Source organism: Capnocytophaga bilenii (assembly GCF_017565765.1).
In the GTDB taxonomy this organism is placed as follows: domain Bacteria; phylum Bacteroidota; class Bacteroidia; order Flavobacteriales; family Flavobacteriaceae; genus Capnocytophaga; species Capnocytophaga bilenii.
The window spans coordinates 108,929-126,335 of the sequence record NZ_JAGDYP010000001.1 but is presented as its reverse complement, the minus strand read 5'-3'; the positions used below and the strand labels follow the sequence as shown (position 1 = coordinate 126,335).

The 17,407-nt window shown below is 37.3% G+C and carries 16 protein-coding genes and 2 pseudogenes; 1 reads left to right on the top strand and 17 read right to left on the bottom strand.

The genetic code is table 11. The features are described from left to right. Positions 1-46: 46 nt before the first annotated feature. From J4N46_RS00715 to J4N46_RS00700, 4 genes are all read right to left on the bottom strand, one after another. On the bottom strand, positions 47-268 hold the full coding sequence (locus J4N46_RS00715; protein ID WP_208057472.1) for a DUF6140 family protein: 222 nt from the start codon (positions 266-268) through the stop codon (positions 47-49). 13 nt (positions 269-281) lie between these two features. After that, on the bottom strand, positions 282-476 hold the full coding sequence (locus J4N46_RS00710) for a hypothetical protein (RefSeq protein WP_208057471.1): 195 nt from the start codon (positions 474-476) through the stop codon (positions 282-284). 404 nt (positions 477-880) lie between these two features. After that, a complete protein-coding gene (locus J4N46_RS00705; RefSeq protein ID WP_208057470.1) occupies positions 881-1,792 on the bottom strand; it encodes a helix-turn-helix transcriptional regulator in 912 nt (303 codons plus the stop codon). Between the two features lie 41 nt (positions 1,793-1,833). Continuing rightward, positions 1,834-2,802, bottom strand: a complete 969-nt coding sequence (locus J4N46_RS00700) for an AAA family ATPase (RefSeq protein ID WP_208057469.1) — start codon at positions 2,800-2,802, stop codon at positions 1,834-1,836. A gap of 131 nt (positions 2,803-2,933) precedes the next feature. Here J4N46_RS00700 and J4N46_RS00695 point away from each other — a divergent pair. Continuing rightward, a pseudogene (locus J4N46_RS00695) lies at positions 2,934-3,508 on the top strand (PhnA domain-containing protein). Between the two features lie 3 nt (positions 3,509-3,511). Here the strand turns inward: J4N46_RS00695 and ung are convergent. The 13 genes and pseudogenes from ung to J4N46_RS00640 all read right to left on the bottom strand — a co-directional run bounded on the left by ung (position 3,512) and on the right by J4N46_RS00640 (position 17,347). Continuing rightward, the gene (gene ung, locus J4N46_RS00690; protein WP_208057468.1) at positions 3,512-4,180 is read right to left on the bottom strand and encodes a uracil-DNA glycosylase; all 669 of its coding nucleotides are present in this window, start codon (positions 4,178-4,180) and stop codon (positions 3,512-3,514) included. Between the two features lie 2 nt (positions 4,181-4,182). Beyond that, complete coding sequence (locus tag J4N46_RS00685; RefSeq protein WP_208057467.1) at positions 4,183-6,117, bottom strand: PBP1 and LysM peptidoglycan-binding domain-containing protein; 1,935 nt, start codon at positions 6,115-6,117, stop codon at positions 4,183-4,185. A 27-nt stretch (positions 6,118-6,144) separates the two neighbouring features. After that, complete coding sequence (gene guaA / locus J4N46_RS00680) at positions 6,145-7,695, bottom strand: glutamine-hydrolyzing GMP synthase (RefSeq protein WP_009751214.1); 1,551 nt, start codon at positions 7,693-7,695, stop codon at positions 6,145-6,147. Next, a complete protein-coding gene (gene purE / locus J4N46_RS00675) occupies positions 7,688-8,173 on the bottom strand; it encodes a 5-(carboxyamino)imidazole ribonucleotide mutase (protein ID WP_009751215.1) in 486 nt (161 codons plus the stop codon). The genes guaA and purE overlap by 8 nt, the downstream gene beginning before the upstream one ends. Positions 8,174-8,283: 110 nt before the next feature. Then, on the bottom strand, positions 8,284-8,961 hold the full coding sequence (locus tag J4N46_RS00670; protein ID WP_208057466.1) for a DNA alkylation repair protein: 678 nt from the start codon (positions 8,959-8,961) through the stop codon (positions 8,284-8,286). 55 nt (positions 8,962-9,016) lie between these two features. Further along, positions 9,017-9,184, bottom strand: a pseudogene (locus J4N46_RS12900) (SAM-dependent methyltransferase); the annotation flags it as partial. Then, positions 9,150-9,281, bottom strand: coding sequence for a hypothetical protein (locus J4N46_RS12815; RefSeq protein ID WP_262897127.1), 132 nt, complete (start codon positions 9,279-9,281; stop codon positions 9,150-9,152). The pseudogene J4N46_RS12900 and the gene J4N46_RS12815, both read right to left, overlap by 35 nt. 376 nt (positions 9,282-9,657) lie before the next feature. Beyond that, complete coding sequence (locus J4N46_RS00665; protein ID WP_009751218.1) at positions 9,658-10,251, bottom strand: lipoprotein signal peptidase; 594 nt, start codon at positions 10,249-10,251, stop codon at positions 9,658-9,660. A 68-nt stretch (positions 10,252-10,319) separates the two neighbouring features. Next, a complete protein-coding gene (hemE, locus tag J4N46_RS00660; RefSeq protein ID WP_208057465.1) occupies positions 10,320-11,345 on the bottom strand; it encodes a uroporphyrinogen decarboxylase in 1,026 nt (341 codons plus the stop codon). A 70-nt stretch (positions 11,346-11,415) separates the two neighbouring features. Continuing rightward, entirely contained in the window at positions 11,416-12,165 is a 750-nt protein-coding gene (tpiA, locus tag J4N46_RS00655; RefSeq protein WP_208057464.1) for a triose-phosphate isomerase, read from the bottom strand. Positions 12,166-12,508: 343 nt separating this feature from the next. Next, positions 12,509-13,600: a redox-regulated ATPase YchF gene (gene ychF / locus J4N46_RS00650; protein WP_208057463.1), complete on the bottom strand. Its 1,092-nt coding sequence runs from the start codon at positions 13,598-13,600 to the stop codon at positions 12,509-12,511. A 50-nt stretch (positions 13,601-13,650) separates the two neighbouring features. Then, the gene (locus tag J4N46_RS00645; protein WP_208057462.1) at positions 13,651-15,036 is read right to left on the bottom strand and encodes an MATE family efflux transporter; all 1,386 of its coding nucleotides are present in this window, start codon (positions 15,034-15,036) and stop codon (positions 13,651-13,653) included. 172 nt (positions 15,037-15,208) lie between these two features. Continuing rightward, positions 15,209-17,347 (bottom strand): S46 family peptidase, encoded by a 2,139-nt coding sequence (locus J4N46_RS00640; RefSeq protein WP_208057461.1) that lies wholly within the window; start codon positions 17,345-17,347, stop codon positions 15,209-15,211. Positions 17,348-17,407 lie beyond the last annotated feature (60 nt).

The following is a 17,407-nucleotide window of genomic DNA, read 5'->3' as shown; positions in this document are numbered from 1 at the left end:
TGTTTTAAGCTAAAACAAAACTTTTCGGACACCCTCTTTAGTCGTTTTACCCCACCTTCTCCACTTTCAATGCCGTTCTTAAGATACCAAAACTTTTGGTTACATCTATGCCATAAATACGCTGAAAGGCGGCTATTACCTCACGACCCCCGTTTACTGATACGGGATTGGTGGTAATTTGGGTGGGAATGTCTACTGACATTCCTGGTTCTAAACGTATGCCATTGCTGGCTACGGTACGGGTTACGGTTACTCTATATAATGCCATATTTTTTAAAGGTTTAATTTGTAAATAGTTTTACGATCAAGGCTCCCAATAGCACTACTAAAAGGATACAGATGACCCCTAAGATGATAACTGCCCATTTTATCATCTTTAAAATACCTGCAAGGCTTCGGCTACTATCGGCAGCGTAGCCTTGCAAAAGGTTGAGCCCACCTATGGTAGCTACAAAAAAATCATCTACCCAGCCCATACCCATTCATTTGTGTGGTTGTTTTGAACTTCTGTACTCATATTTAATTATTTTTTATTTCGGTGGCAAAGGTAAGGTATGACTACGCCAAAAAATGGTTTTTATTTTTTTTATCTTTTTTGGTATTTAAAAAAGCGTGAGCCATTCCTCTTTGCTTATACTCGAAGCCCGACCAAAGGCTAATGCTAAATGCAAAAGGAATGCCCACGCTTATAAAACGTAGGCATTTCCACTTCACTTTCCTTTAGCATTTTGAAAAAATTGGTCGTATTCTCGAGTATGCGGAAAATGTAAAGCGAAACGCTGTTATCTTTTTCTTTATGGCGCAAAATTAATATTTTTTTCACAAATACAAAATATTTTCCAATTTTTTTAACAGTCTTTTTTTAAGGATTGTTAGATTGCTAACTATAATTATCCAATGCTTGCTTGATTCGCATTACAATATGTTCGCGATACCACTGTGGTTCAAGCACTTGCACGCGGTTGCCAAGTGATAATAGTTTCAAATCAAAATCGTAGGAAGGGGTAAGATGTAAACGTACTACCAATGCATCATTATTATCACTCACTATCTGTTGGCTGTGGTGCAAAGGTCGCACCTTGATATAATTGCCTTGATGACGGTCAAAACGCAACACTATATCTTCAGGGGCATCGGGTAGGGCTATCACTCCAAAAGCATTTTTGAAATGCTTTTCCACATCAAATGGCGTAGGGGTAAATTTCTTTTTTAGAATATCCAAATCACTGATGCGATCTACAGCAAAAACCCTTATAGCAGTTTCTTCGGTATTATTAACCACATCGCGCGCCAACAAATACCAGTGATAATCAAACTCTTTTAGGGCATAGGGATGCACAGTGTGTGGAGTATGAGTATTTTCGCGGAACTTATGATAGCTAAAGCGAAGCCGGAGGTGGTTCTCAATAGCATAGATAAGTCCGTGTAGGTGATTTAGTCCGCGTGCTGGGCGTTTTTCAAAGTGTATAAACTGACGGTTATAGGTACTTTGTCGCAAGGCTTCCATTAGCCAATCGTGTTCCATTAGCTGTAATTGGTATTCACTTACTGCGTCCCAATTGATGGTATAAACATTATAAGCGCGGTTATAATCAATGACTATTTCACGTTCTTCGCAAAGGTCGTTTTTATCACGTGAAAAACTGCGTTCGCTGTATTCGTAAGAAATTCTCTTTTCTTCAAAACATCTTTCTACATAATTCTTTATCTCTTCAAAAGAGGCGCCTCTTTCACCTCTAGTCTTAAGAATCTGCAATAGATATTGAATTCTTCTACTTTTTTTATTTGCCATAATGTTAAATTTATTATGAGCCCTACGGGCAGTGAAGTTATTTATAATGATTTTTGAAATTCGGCTTGGTATTTATTAAAAAGTTTAAAATAGTGCTTCATATTCTCAAGTTCCCACCATTTAGATAAACTTACAGGACGGGTATCGAGATTGTATATTTTTGCATTGGGAATAGAAAGTAGAAAAGGCGAGTGAGTTGCGATAATAAACTGGGTATTATAAGCACGTGCTGAAAGCTCAATAAACTCTACTAACTTTAATTGGGTTTCGCACGACATACTGTTCTCTGGTTCGTCTAATAAGTACAACCCTGGGTCGGCTATCTGCTCTATAAGGTACAAAAGCCCTGTTTCGCCATTAGAATATGAAGGTTCTACTTCGCCTATCGTTTTTTTGAGGTATTGGGTATAACTGCTCTCCCTCATAGTGTAAAAATCATTAAATTCTTCTACACTTCTCCTATCTTCCAAATTGATAGACTTAGGCATAATACAATCTCTTTTTTGCTTTGTCTTTTTCTCTATAAGTAAGTCACTTTTAAAACGTTTTTGCTCGTCTTTAAGGCGTTTCTCTATCATATTCTTAAATACATCATCGCTGGTAATCACCTTGCTGATTTCTGCAATATCATACTTGCTGTTGCGCATTTCCAAGAAGTCAAATTCTTCGCCTGTATAACGCAAATCAGTTTTGAAAGAACACATTTTTACGTATTTTTCCATTAAATAAGACGAATTATAAGGAGCCTCTCTTGAAATATGCAATTTGTTTGAAATTACATTTAAAATTGTAGACTTACCCGAACCATTACCCCCATAGAGAATAGTAATAGGTTCAAAATCTAAGCAGGTAAGGCGATGGGCTAAAAGGCTAAACGGATAAACTTTTTCAGCAATGTAATTAAGTGCTGGCTTTATAGGACGCCTATGTTCTTCACTATAGAAAAACTCCTGTAGTTCATCTTCCTCTTTTTCTACTGAAGGGAAATAAAAAGTTTCTAAGTATACCATTTTTATTAGTTTTTAGTTTCACGGGGCAAAGATACAGTAGCAAAACGCCAAAAAGTGTCGCTTAGTTTTTTTTCTGCTATATTTGTATGATTTTTTGTAACTTTGCGCCTAAACTAATAATTAAAATGGATATATTACAAGAACTGAAAAAACGAAGCAATAATCATTGCGAACTTTGTAATGCTACGGTAAACCTAAGTGTTTACGGGGTACCACCTACTAAAGGGGATAGTGTAGATAACGCTATCTTGGTGTGTGATACTTGTCTTAACCAAATACAGCACCCCGAAACTATGGATTCCAACCATTGGCGTTGTCTAAATGATAGTATGTGGAGTGAGCATCGTCCTGTAAAAGTAATGGCGTGGCGTTTGCTCAACCGCTTGAAAAGTGAAGGTTGGTCTCTTGATTTGCTCAATATGATGTATTTAGACGATGAGGAATTAACTTTTGCAAAAGCATCTAACGACCATTTAGAGGAAAGTGAAAAGGTTATTCACAAAGATAGTAATGGGGCAGTACTTGCCAATGGTGATAATGTGGTACTTATCAAAGACCTGAAAGTAAAAGGTAGTAGTATGACTGCCAAGCAAGGTACGGTAGTGCGTAAGATTGCGTTAGACCCCGAAAATGCGCAATATATCGAGGGGAAAGTAGAGGGGCAACAATTGTGATACTTACCCAGTATGTAAAAAAGGCTAATTAACCTTTATGCCCAATTGATAACTGTTTTGCCTACACTGCTCAAGTAGTCATTGGCTTTGCTAAAGTGTTTGTTGCCAAACCAATAGCCTTTGTTGGCACTCAAGGGTGAAGGGTGTCCTGAAGTAAGGATACAATGCTTAGTACTATCTATGAGGGTTGTTTTCTTTTTAGCAAAGCTTCCCCATAACATAAATACTACGTGTTCACAGTTGTCAGATACGGTTTTTATAACATTATCGGTAAAAGTTTCCCACCCCTGATGCTGGTGGCTTCCTGCCTCATTAGCACGAACAGTGAGGGTAGCGTTGAGTAACAGCACACCTTGGGTAGCCCAGCGCTCCAAATTACCACTAATAGGGTATGGCAAAGCTACATCATCGCTTATTTCTTTAAAGATATTCACCAATGAAGGAGGGTGAGCTATCCCATCATTTACCGAGAAACAAAGCCCATTAGCTTGCCCTGCTCCGTGATAGGGGTCTTGCCCTAAAAGTACTACTTTTACTTTGGGGAGTGGACAATGGTTAAAAGCAGAAAATATTTGTTGCCCTTTTGGGTAACAAATATTTTTTTTATATTCTTCTTTTACGAACGCTGTGAGCGTAGCAAAGTAAGGCTTGTCAAATTCGTTTTGTAATACGGCTTTCCAGCTGGGGTCTATACGTACTTCCATAATTATTTTACTTCTTTTACTTCCATATTGTCGTATTGCACAATATAAATACCTTGGTTTTCATAACCTCCACCTTTTTGGCTATTCTTGCTATAGGCAAATTTGTTTTCTAAAAACGAGGTTTCTCCTATGGTATTATTGTTATTTGTCAGGTTACCAGCTACTCCCAAACGTAGTACAGCGTCCATAGTAAGGTCAAAGCCTCGTACGGCATATTTGTTGGGCAACACACCATAAGTTTTTAGGTAACGCACAGAGAATGTATCACTACCATTGCTGTATTTATTTACGGTAGGGTAAGTAAAGTGAAGGTCGGAAAGCTGGTTGTTAGAAAGACTGCTCGAATCAAATACAGAGCCTCTATCAACTGTAGCAAGTACTATTTTGGGCGAAACGTTATTCTTTTTAGATTTCAAAGCTCCGTGCAATAAACGTACAGCCATAGATACATAGCCTATGTCGTTAGATTGTAAAATCACTACGTTTTCTTTGCCGTAATTCAGTGCATTGGTAAAACCATTAGCAGACATTTCAGTTACTACTTTAGCATTAGGGAATAAACGCTCCATTTTTTCGCGTAGAGCAGCATTTTTGCTATCTGCTAAAAGAATCATATTTTCATCAGAATAGTTTTTAGCTAAATAACTAAGCATTTGAGCTTGCTGTGCATCATCTGAAGGCAATGTTTGATATACATTGGGGTTTAACAATACATTTTTGTTAGATAAAGGAGCTAATAAAGCAGTGTTGCTACCACCACCCACTGCCGAAGCTAAGCTATTGAATGTTTTGGTAGCAAAAGGCCCTATTACCACTTGTGAACTCTTAAAATTAGCATTATTAATAATCTTTTTTATGTCACCTTCACTATCAAAAACGTTTACTTTAAACTTATAGCCCATTTTTTGTAATGAGTCCAAAGCGATAAGTGCCCCTGAATAAAAATCAGTAGCTATAGGCGTTACTTTGTTATCGGTAAGGAGGCTGCGCAAATGAGTAGTTTTGTTGCTTCCACCCTCCACCTTGAAAGGTAATACAAATGAGATTTCTTTTACATTAGAAGGGTGAGATGAAGAGCGTAGGGCACTATTAGAATCCTCAAAGTTATAAGTACCAAAAGAGCTCGCTACATAACGATTGTAATTCTCTTTAGGGATATTTATTTGCATCTCGCTTTTCAATCCGCTTTTAAGTGAAGGATTTAGTTTGATAAGTTCGTTTTCAGATAACCCAAATTTGCGTTCTAAGCTAAAAAAACCTTCCCCTTTTTCAATGATATAAGTAACCATACCTCCTGTGCTATTATTGCTCGCAGGTGCTACATAGCTACTATTAGTGTTGGGTACCGAACTATCTACTGCTGAAGCAGGTATCCATATTTCCTGTCCCTCACGCAATTGGTCGGGGTTGAAGTTTTTTTCTTTTTTATTGATACGCTCTAAATCCTCTACATTCACATTGTGGTTTTTCGCTATTTTCCAAAGCGTTTCTTGAGGTTTTACCACATAGCGTTTGTAACCCTCTACACCTTTTTTTACCATATCTTGAGCTCGTTTAAAGATAGGGATAGTGATACGCTCATTTTCGTAAATATCGCGTTTGTACAATTCAAGGTTGTAGCGCTTCAAATCATCTACTGAGATGCCTTTTTTTTGAGCAATACTAAAAGATGTTTCTTTGGGTTGTACTATATAGGAATCAAAGCCTACGGGACGTTCAGTATTATAGTGTTTTACATCGCTTACAGGAATATTGATACTCACGCCTTTAGCAATTCCTTCTTTTACACCTGGGTTTAGTTTTAGTATATCGGAAGGTGAAAAGCGATACGTTTTGGCAATGCTTTCAATGCTTTCGTAATTACTTGCAGTGTGCTTTGTTTGTGCGCCTACTGCAACAAAACATAATAAGGTGGTTAGTGATAAAAATTTTTTCATATAGTTTCGTTTTTAGTTTGATGCTTATTATTCCCATTCAATTGTTGCAGGTGGTTTGCTACTGATATCATACACCACACGGTTTACGCCTTTTACCTTATTAATAATGTCGTTTGATACTTTTTGCAAGAACTTATAAGGCAAATCTACCCAGTCGGCAGTCATTCCGTCTACACTTTCTACAGCGCGCAAGGCAACTACACGTTCATAAGTACGTTCGTCTCCCATTACCCCCACACTATTAATAGGTAGTAAAATAGCCCCAGCTTGCCATACTTTATCATATAACTGATGTTCTTTTAGTGCATTGATAAAAATAGCATCTACTTCTTGCAATACAGCTACCTTTTCAGCTGTAATATCTCCCAAAATACGGATAGCTAAACCAGGACCTGGGAAAGGGTGTCGCCCTAATAGTTCATCGCTAATGCCCATACTGCGTCCTACACGGCGTACTTCATCTTTGAAGAGCATTCGCAAGGGCTCTACAATTTTCAGTTTCATATAGTCAGGCAAGCCACCCACATTATGGTGCGATTTAATAGTTGCTGAAGGACCTTTCACCGATAGCGACTCAATTACATCAGGATAAATAGTGCCTTGTCCCAACCATTTCACATCAGCTATTTTATGTGCTTCATCATCAAAGACTTCAATAAATACACGTCCTATGGTCTTGCGTTTTTCTTCAGGGTCTGTTTTTCCTGCTAAGGCTGTTAAAAAGCGTTCACTTGCATCTACACCTTTCACGTTTAAGCCCATACCCTCATATTGCTTTAGTACGTTTTGGAACTCGTTTTTTCGCAATAAGCCGTTATTTACAAAAATGCAATGTAGTTGTTTCCCAATAGCCTTATGTAATAACACTGCTGCCACGGTAGAATCTACTCCACCTGATAAACCTAAAACTACTTTATCGTTGCCTATTTGTTCCTTTAGCTGGGCTACAGTCATATCTACAAAGTTGGCAGATGTCCAATTAGGAGTTAATTTAGCAATCTTGAAGAGGAAGTTGCTCAATAGTTTTACACCATCGGTAGAGTGAGTAACTTCAGGGTGAAACTGAATAGCATAAGTGTCTTCACCTTCAATGCGATAAGCAGCATTAGCAACATCGGCGGTACTTGCTAAGCAAACCGCATTGGTAGGTAGTTGCTTAATAGTGTCGCTATGGCTCATCCACACTTGGCTACCTTCACTAATATCTTCAAACAGAGGATCGTCAGTTTTTTTGATGTAAGATAGCTGTGCACGCCCATATTCGCGTATGTTAGAGGGTGCTACTTCTCCACCTCCAAAGTGTGCTAAATATTGTGCCCCATAGCATACCGCCAAAAGTGGCATTTTACCTTTTAGAGCATTTAAATCGGGGTGTAAAGCTTCAGCACTGCGCACTGAATAAGGTGAGCCGGAAAGTATCACTGCCGAAAAGCTACTGATGTTCTCAGGCAAATGGTTATAAGGGTGTATTTCACAATAAACGTTAAGTTCGCGCACACGGCGTGCTATGAGCTGGGTGTATTGCGACCCAAAGTCTAAAATCAATAGGCGAGAGCCCTGAAAAGTATCTTTATTCATTTTTGAGAGCAGCCGCAGCAGTGAGTACGGCTTGTTTTAAACTATCTTTGTAATCTAATATTTTTTGTAATAATGAAGCTTGTTGGCTTGCTAATATTTGCGCAGCCAAGATACCTGCATTTTTAGCCCCGTTGAGGGCTACGGTGGCTACAGGCACTCCTGCGGGCATTTGCAAGATAGAGAGCACAGAATCCCAGCCATCAATAGAGTTTGAGCTTTTAATGGGTACTCCTATTACTGGCAAAGGCGACATAGCGGCTACCATACCTGGCAAGTGGGCTGCACCTCCAGCACCTGCTATAATTACGTTTATTCCACGCTTATGTGCGTTTGTACTAAAATCTGTAAGCTTTTCGGGGGTACGATGTGCCGAAACAATGTCCACAACGGTTTCTATACCAAATGTCTTTAAGATGTCTATAGCCTGTTGCATCACCGGAAGGTCGCTTTGGCTACCCATCACTATAGCTACTTTCATTAGAGTATGTTAAATTTGGTGCAAAAATAAATGATTCTACTGAAAGTAGCAAGTTTTTTTCGTTAATTTTTTTGGAGTAGGGGAGGGACTCCCCCAATTAATGTGTTCTATTACTTGCGTAACGTTTTTAGATAATCTTTTATTTCGGGAGCAATACGTCTGCTTTCGCGTGCTTTTTGTATTGTTTTATTTTGGATAAAAGGCTTCAGCGTTTTAGATGTCAAATAAGGTAAGGTAGCCTCGTATTGTTTAGCTAAAGCCGTTGCTAAGTACCACGCTATCATCATATTGATATAATATTCGTCCGATTGAATAGCTGTAACCCATTGCAGGTGTATAGGGTTGAAGTGTGCGTCTAAATAGTTAGATAGCAATATCCCTATACCATAGCGCACTGTGTAAGTGTCAGTGCTTGCCAACCATTTCTGTACATAGGTGAGTGTCTCTTTGGGGTATTTCAGAAAGATTTTAGGCGCAAATGTATCGCAAGTAGCCCAATTGTCAATATAAGGCAAAAAGCGTTCGGTATACTTCATTACCTGCTCAAAATCTTTTAGTTCTGCTATTATAAAAGCGTGCAAATTGTTTTCTTCGTAGTAATAATGCGGCAGTTTTTCCAAGAAAAACATTGCTTTTTCAGATTCGTTTTTTAGCAAATCTTTAGCCAATGTGCGTATAGCAGGGGTGCGTACCCCTATAATGCGTGATTTATCAACCGTAGGGATAAGAGCAGCCGTGAAATCGCGGTAAGGAACATCGGCTAAGGCTATTAGTTTTTGTGTTATCATAAATCTTACTTTGTTTTTATACTTTGAAAAGGGAGAATACTCCGTTACATCACGCTTAAATAGGTTTTCTAAAAGTAATACTATAAAATTTATTATCCCAGAACAATTCTGTTTTCTTTTCTGTTACTGAAGTAGGAATACATTGTTCTATAGCATTCAAATCTACTGTTTTGTCTTTAAAATAGGATTTAGAGAAGAGGCTTTTTTTGTATTGGGTCTCCACTTACAAAATGGTCATTCATACAGCAAAAAATACCATTTTCTTGTTTTACGTCTTCTATTTTTATATCAGATTTTAATATTTTAGATATATTTTTCATTACACTTATATTTTTTAATTTTTTGAGAGAGTTGTTCAAAAATTTGCTTTTTTATGTGAGTGGTAAGATGCGTGGTTAATGATTTAACAACTAAAGTAGTGAAATACAAACTTAGGAAATTCCTCTTCAAGGTTGTAATATCCTTTGATGATAGCAAAATATTCTTGATCGTCCCACAAGTGGGCTTCTATTCCCACCATACCAACTAATAAAATGATAATAGAGGCAAAGATAGGGGATAATTGGCAGATTAGCTAATTTGCTAATTTGCTAATTTGAAATTAGTATTATGTGAATTGTCGAAAGGAAGTATGAGCAATAAAAAACTTTGACAAAGCCTAAAGCCTTGTCAAAGTGTATGTGGAACTGAAAAATACTAACTTTTAAATACTTTCTTGTGGAAAATAATCATTAGCCCTACAGCTATACAAATAGCCGAATCGGCTACATTGAAAACAGGCTCAAAGAAACGAAAACGTTCGCCCCCCCATATGGGTACCCAATTGGGTAGTGTGGTATCTATTAAAGGAAAGTAGAACATATCTACAACTTTACCGTGTAATAGCGTTCCATAGGGTTCGTTAGAAAATAGGGTGGCTATCTGTCCATAACTATGGTTGAATAGTATACCATAGAAAACCGAGTCGATAATATTTCCTAATGCACCTGCTAAAATCAGTGAAATAGAGACAATAAGCACTTTAGGCTGTTGTTTTTTAGTGGCTGTTATCAACCAATACCCAATACCTATTACAGCTATAATACGGAAAAGGGTCAATAGAAGCTTACCATATTCACCAGGTATTTTAGTACCCCAAGCAGCTCCTTCATTTTCTACAAAATAGATTTGAAACCAGCTAAATACTCTTACTGCTTCATTCAATATAAAGTGAGTTTTTATATATATTTTACTCCATTGATCTATAATAAGTACCAATAGGATAATAAGGAAAGCATATTTTGATTTCATTATAGTTTTAATAAGTGGGTGCAAAAATACAATTTTTATTGATATCTGCACCCTATGATACGAGTTTTTTAAGAATGATATTCTTTTACAGCATTTACAAAGGCTTGTGCATTAGCTACAGGCACATTGGGTAAGATGCCGTGACCTAAATTGGCAATATAATGAGCACTGCCAAAATCACGAATCATTTGTTGTACTTTTTGTTTAATATCTGCAGGAGAAGATAGCAAAAAAGAAGGGTCTAAATTACCTTGTAGCACCTTTTTGCCCCCTGTCAGTTGGCGTGCTTTGGCGGCAGAGCAAGTCCAATCGATACCCAAAGCAGCAGCATTAGTAGCAGCCATTTCAGGCAAGGCATACCAACAGCCTTTAGCAAAAACAATTACTTTAGTAATAGGGGCAAGAGCTTCTACAATCTGCTTGATGTAAGGAAGTGAAAAGCTACTATAATCTTCAGGAGAAAGAACCCCTCCCCAACTGTCAAATAACTGTACAGCATCCACTCCAGCCTTTACTTTCTCTTTTAGGTAAGCAATTGTTGTATCTGTGATTTTTTGTAAAAATTGATGAGCTACAGCAGCATTAGTAAAACATAGTTCTTTGGCTTTACTGTAATCTCGTGACCCCGACCCTTCAACAGCATAACAAAATATCGTCCAAGGGGCTCCTGCAAAACCTATAAGAGGTACCCTATTGTTCAAAAGTTCCTTAGTAAGTTTTATAGCGTCCATTACATAGCCCAAGCGCTCTTCTATATTGGGGATAATTACATTGTTAAGGTCTTGGATAGTGCGTATAGGGTTAGGAATTACAGGTCCCACACCTGCTTTCATCTCAACAGTTATATTCATAGCTTGGGGTACTACAAGTATATCTGAAAATAAGATTGCAGCATCTACCCCCACAATGTCTACGGGCTGTACAGTAATTTCTGCTGCTAATTCAGGGGTTTTGCATCGTGTGAAGAAATCGTATTTATCACGTAATGCCCTAAATTCGGGTAAATAGCGTCCTGCTTGTCGCATCATCCACACAGCAGGGCGTTCGGTAATTTCACCATTGAGGATTCTTAAAAATATATCGTTCTGTAACATTTTTTATAAGATAAAAAAGAAGAGGCTGCTCAACTCTCATTGGGCAGTCCCTTCATCTAATAATACTAAATTAAATGCTTTTGATAATGCTCACAAAGTCATCAGCTTTAAGGGCAGCTCCCCCTATAAGTCCGCCGTCCACATCTTCTTTTGCAAAGATTTCTTTAGCGTTATCAGGTTTCACACTACCACCATAAAGAATAGATACATTGTCAGCTACATCTTTACCATATTTATCTGAAATTGTTTTGCGAATAAAGTGGTGAATTTCTTGTGCTTGCTCAGGAGTAGCTGTTTCTCCTGTACCAATAGCCCATACTGGCTCATAAGCCAATACAAGGTGTTGCCACGCTTCGGCTGGCAAATGAAACAAACCATTCTTTATTTGGTTACCCACCACCTCAAAGTGTTTGTTAGCTTTACGGTCTGCCAACTCTTCCCCAATACAAAACACCACGCGAATACCGTGTTTAAGTGCAGTATCTACTTTTTTTGATAAACTTTCGTCTGTTTCATTAAAGTAAGCACGGCGTTCTGAGTGCCCTAAAATGGTAGTTTTTACACCTATGCTTGTAAGCATATCAGCTGATATTTCACCTGTATAAGCCCCACTTTCAGCAAAGTGCATATTTTGTGCAATTACCTCTATTTTACTGTTTTTTACAGCCTCTACCGATGGTATAAGGTTTACGAAAGTAGGAGCTATCATCACCTCTGCTTCTGTTTGAGGTAGTTTTCCTAATAGGTCTGAAATTAATGATAATGACTTCTTTATATCATTGTTCATCTTCCAGTTACCTGCTACAATTTTTTTTCTCATATAATGAATTTTTGGTTTCTATTTCTTTTGGGGCAAAGATACGAAATAATGTTTAATTATCAATGATGAATTTTTAATAACAAGTGTTAAATTTCAATATTTCATCTTTGGTAAGAAAGATTATATTTCTGTAATTCAGTGTATTATGTATAAAAATAGAAAACAATCTAAATACGTATAACTAAAAATTATCAATTTATATTGTTTCTAAAGGCATCTTATTGTATCTTTGCATCGTTATTCAAAGGTAAGCAAGATCTTTGAATGACTGAGTTGAACCATAAAGATTATTTAATTTAGAATTATTTTGTCGGTAAGAGATGTGAATCACTTACCGATTTTTTTATACATTGAAACGGAAGTGCATAATATCACCATCTTTCACTATGTATTCTTTACCTTCTACACGCATTTTTCCTGCCTCTTTTACTTTTGCTTCACTACCATAGGTTACAAAGTCATCATAAGCAATTACTTCAGCACGAATAAACCCTTTTTCAAAATCAGTGTGTATTACCCCTGCGGCTTGTGGTGCTGTATCTCCTTGGTGTATCGTCCAAGCACGCACTTCTTTTACCCCTGCTGTAAAGTAGGTTTGTAAATTCAGTAAATGATAAGCCGCACGTATTAGTTTAGAAGCTCCTGGCTCTTCTAAGCCTATGTCTTCCAAAAACATTTTGCGTTCTTCGTAGCTTTCCAATTCGGTAATATCAGCCTCTGTAGCCACAGCAAGTACAATTACTTCGGCTTCTTCATTTTTTACAGCTTCCTTCACTTGTGCAACAAAAGCATTCCCATCTTTAGCCGATTTCTCATCTACATTGCACACATAAAGTATAGGCTTGGTAGTAAGTAACTGAAAACTCTCTAAAAGCTCTTTTTCATCGTCATTTACCTGTACTGCCCGTGCAGATACTCCTGTCAAAAGGGCTTCTTTTATACGATTTAGCAGCTCCATTTCTTTAGCTGCCTTTTTATCGCCAGCTTTAGCTGCACGAGTTACTTTTTCCAATCGTTTTTCTACAGTCTCAAGGTCTTTTAGTTGTAGTTCTATATCAATTGTTTCTTTGTCGCGTATAGGGTTCACACTACCATCTACGTGCACTATATTATCATTTTCAAAACAGCGCAATACGTGTATGATAGCGTTGCACTCACGTATATTTCCTAAAAATTGGTTGCCCAATCCTTCACCTTTGCTCGCCCCTTTCACAAGTCCTGCTATATCTACAATTTCTACCGTAGCGGGCAACACTCGTTCTGGTTTTACAAGATTTTCAAGTATCTCCAAGCGTGGGTCAGGAACATTTACTACCCCCAAATTTGGTTCTATAGTGCAAAATGGAAAATTTGCACTTTGTGCTTTAGCATTTGATAAACAATTAAAAAGAGTGGATTTGCCCACATTTGGCAAGCCTACAATCCCTGCTTTCATATTGAATTAATTTTGAATTTTAAGTTATGATTTTTGAATTAGCAAATAGGCTAATTAATTTGATGTCTGTTTTTTATAAGTCTTAAACTGATGCGGTTAAAACGATAAAATAAGCACACAGCTGCCGCAGTAAGTCCTATTAATAAACCTATCCAAATACCGATATTGCCCAAAGAGGTATGTACCCCTAGCACATATAATATTGGAAAGGCAATAAGCCAATAAGCTACAAAAGTAATATACATAGGCACCTTAGCATCTTGCACCCCTCGTAAAGCTCCTAAAGCTGTAACTTGCAATCCGTCCGAAATTTGGAAAATAGCAGCTATAAGCAAAAGATTGGCAGCTTCACCTATTACAACGGCGTTATTAGCAGCTTTTTCTATATTATCCATTTCTAAGTATAATGAGGGCAGCCATTCACGCAATACGGCTAAAAGAATAGCAAAAAATACTTGTGTACAAAGCACTAATAGAAATACCGAAAAGGCTACTCTACGCAAATTTACATAGTTTTTAGCTCCTAATTGGTTTCCTACACGTATCATTGCTGTAATCCCTAAACCGTTAGCCACCATAAAAGTCATCGTAGATAAGTTTAAGGCAATTTGGTTCGCCGATAATTCATTCTCACCCAGCATACCACTAATCCATATTGCTGCTGAAAATACTCCTGTTTCAAAAATCATTTGTAATCCTGTAGGAAAACCTATCCCACTGATTTTCTTCAGCATTGTTTTCTTGATGTTTTTTAAACTGATGTGCGTAACATATGCTTTGGTCTTTGGCAAGTATTTCAGCATATAATACAGCATTATAGGCATCGCTATTCGTGAAATGAGCGTACCAATACCAGCTCCCAATACCCCTAATTTAGGGCAACCCCAGTGACCATAGATAAATAGGTAATTGAAAAATATATTTACTAAATTTGCTAGTAAGGTAACGTACATTGCGTATTTGGTCATTGAGAGTCCATCGGCAAACTGTTTAAAGGTAGTGAATACCCCCAAAGGAATTAGTGAAAAAGCTACTAAGTGAGTATAAGGTACTGCCAAAGCAACGACATTTTCACTTTGCCCTGTAAGTCGCATTACAGGTTCTACAAAGAACATCAGTACAAAAAGGATAATACCTAATATTACATTTAATAGCATACTATGGTTTAGTATAGATTGTACAGCATCTTTATTGCCTGCTTCGTCATTCATCGCTACCAATGAAGTTGTAGCTATTGAAAAACCTATGGCAAACGACATCGCTATAAAAATAGCGGTATTACCCAAAGCCGCAGCACCCAATTCGGTAATACCCACTTTACCCACCATTACATTATCTACAAAACCTACCAACGTATGTCCTAACATTCCCAATATCACAGGGTAAGCTATCTTAAAATTGTATTTAAATTCTTTTGTATAATCTGATAACGACACTTTCTCTAATTATGAATTGTTAATTTTTTAATTTTAATGCTATTGGTAGCATCAAAAAAAAAGGTAAAACATTTTGGTAGTGGATTGTATTATAGTTAGTAAACCTATGTAAAAATTAGTCTTTAGTCATTAGATTACATAGTTCTAACAACTAAAGACTAACTTCCAAACTCTAATTTACTTCTATTTCATCAATAATATTCTTAGCTCCGGCGTAAATATCTATTACCCAAAGTACATAGCGTATATCTACATTGATAGTGCGCTGTAATTTCTCGTCAAAAATTACATCACCAGCCATTGCTTCTATATTACCATCAAAAGCAAGCCCTATAAGCTCTCCTTTGCCATTCATTACTGGTGAACCTGAGTTTCCTCCTGTAATATCATTATTTGTTAAGAAGTTTACGTGCATAGAACCATCTTTGTCTAAATACCTTCCAAACTCTTTCTTTTTGTAAAGATCTAATAAACGTTGGGGCATATCAAATTCAGCATCTCCTGCTTTGTATTTAGCTACCATTGTACCAAAGGTAGTATAAAAATTCTTACTTACATCGGGATTGCGTTTATCAGCAGCCAAAGGTACTACAGTACCATAAGTAAGGCGCAAAGTAGAATTAGCATCGGGGTAAAGAATAGTACTTATTTTTGAATCACGCATTCCTTTTACAAACTTGCGGAAAGCTTTTTGGTAAGCATCTTCCAAACGGTTAAATTCAGGCGAAATGGTATTGTATTTTTCAAACAATCCAGCCGAAAGTTTGTATAAGGGGTCTTCTTTCAGTTCGTCAGCAGTTTTTGCAGCAGTAGCTTGTTGTGCTGTTTTTTTACTACCAAAAAAGCTTGTTTGCACAGCATTATCTACGTATTTATTAAAGTCTCCTCCGTATTGTTTCTTAATAGCCAATACCTCGGGGGCTACGTCTTTACTTTTGGTAGCGTAAAGTTTCAAAAGGTCTGCCAATAAAGCCTGTTCTACATCTATATTTATATCGTCATATCCTGCAATAAGCGAATTTAAGTTTTGTTTCGCTACTTCTGCAGGCATATTACCTTTTTCAGTTGCTTCTTTCATCGCTATAAAACGCGAAGGAAACACTGCTAAGAATGAAGAGCGCAATATAGAAATCATATAGTTCTCATCAGCCGATTTATCATTTGTTTTAGCAAAATAATCAGCCATAGTTTTTAATACAATACCATATTCAGCTTTGTTTTCAGGGTTATTTGCCCATTTCTCAAATTTAGCTTCTGCTTTTCGTTTGGTATCAGCTGTCTTGTGAGCTGTCAAAGCATCTATCATTCCTTGTCGGTTCTTCCAATAGTTAGCTATGCTTGAGTATTTAGAAGCGTATTGCAAGCGGATAGCATCATCTTTATCCATAAATTGCTTCATAGCATCCATTGCTGTTTTAGAACCTTCTACCCACGCAGGATAAGCATATTTTACCTTCTGATCTACCCAAAATGAACTTTCCCAACGGTTTGTTCTGCCAGGGTATCCCATAATCATAGCAAAATCTTTATCTTGTACCCCTTTTAAACTTACTTTTAGGTATTTTTTAGCCTTCATAGGTATATTATCAGCTGCATAACCATTAGTAGCATTTCCATTTTTATCAGTATATACACGGAAGAGCGAAAAATCTCCTGTTTGGCGTGGCCATTCCCAGTTGTCGGTATCTCCACCAAATTTACCAATGCTTTCAGGTGGTGTTCCTACCAAGCGCACATCTTTAAAATCTTGGTAAACAAAATAGTAATATTCATTCCCTTGAAAGAAAGGACGTACAGAAACTACGTATTTTCCTCCTTCACTATTTTCTTTTTGAATAGCAGCCATTTCTCGGTTTAATGCCGCTTGGCGTTCCTCTTCGGTCATTTTTGGAGTTACCACCTTTAGCATACGGTCGGTTACGTTATCCATACGCACAAAGAAACGCACAAATGATTGTTTAGGTGATAGTTCTTCAGCTTTAGTACGTGCCCAAAAACCATTCTTTAGGTGGTTCTTTTCAGGAGTAGAAAGCTCAGCTATATTGCCGTAGCCACAATGGTGGTTCGTAAGCACCAATCCGTCTTTTGATATGATACTCGCTGTGCACCCACCATTGAATTGCACTATAGCATCTTTCAAACTATTATTGTTGATGCTGTAAATCTCTTGAGCTGTTAGTTGCAAGCCCAGCTTCTGCATATCCCTTTGGTTTAAACGTTCTATGAACATCAAAAACCACATTCCTTCATCAGCACGTGCTACAGGGATAAGCAGCAACATCGCCATAAGGGTCATACTAATTTTTTTCATAAATACTATAAATTATTAAAGTGCAAAGTTACAAAATAATTTTTAATTATAAATGTTTAA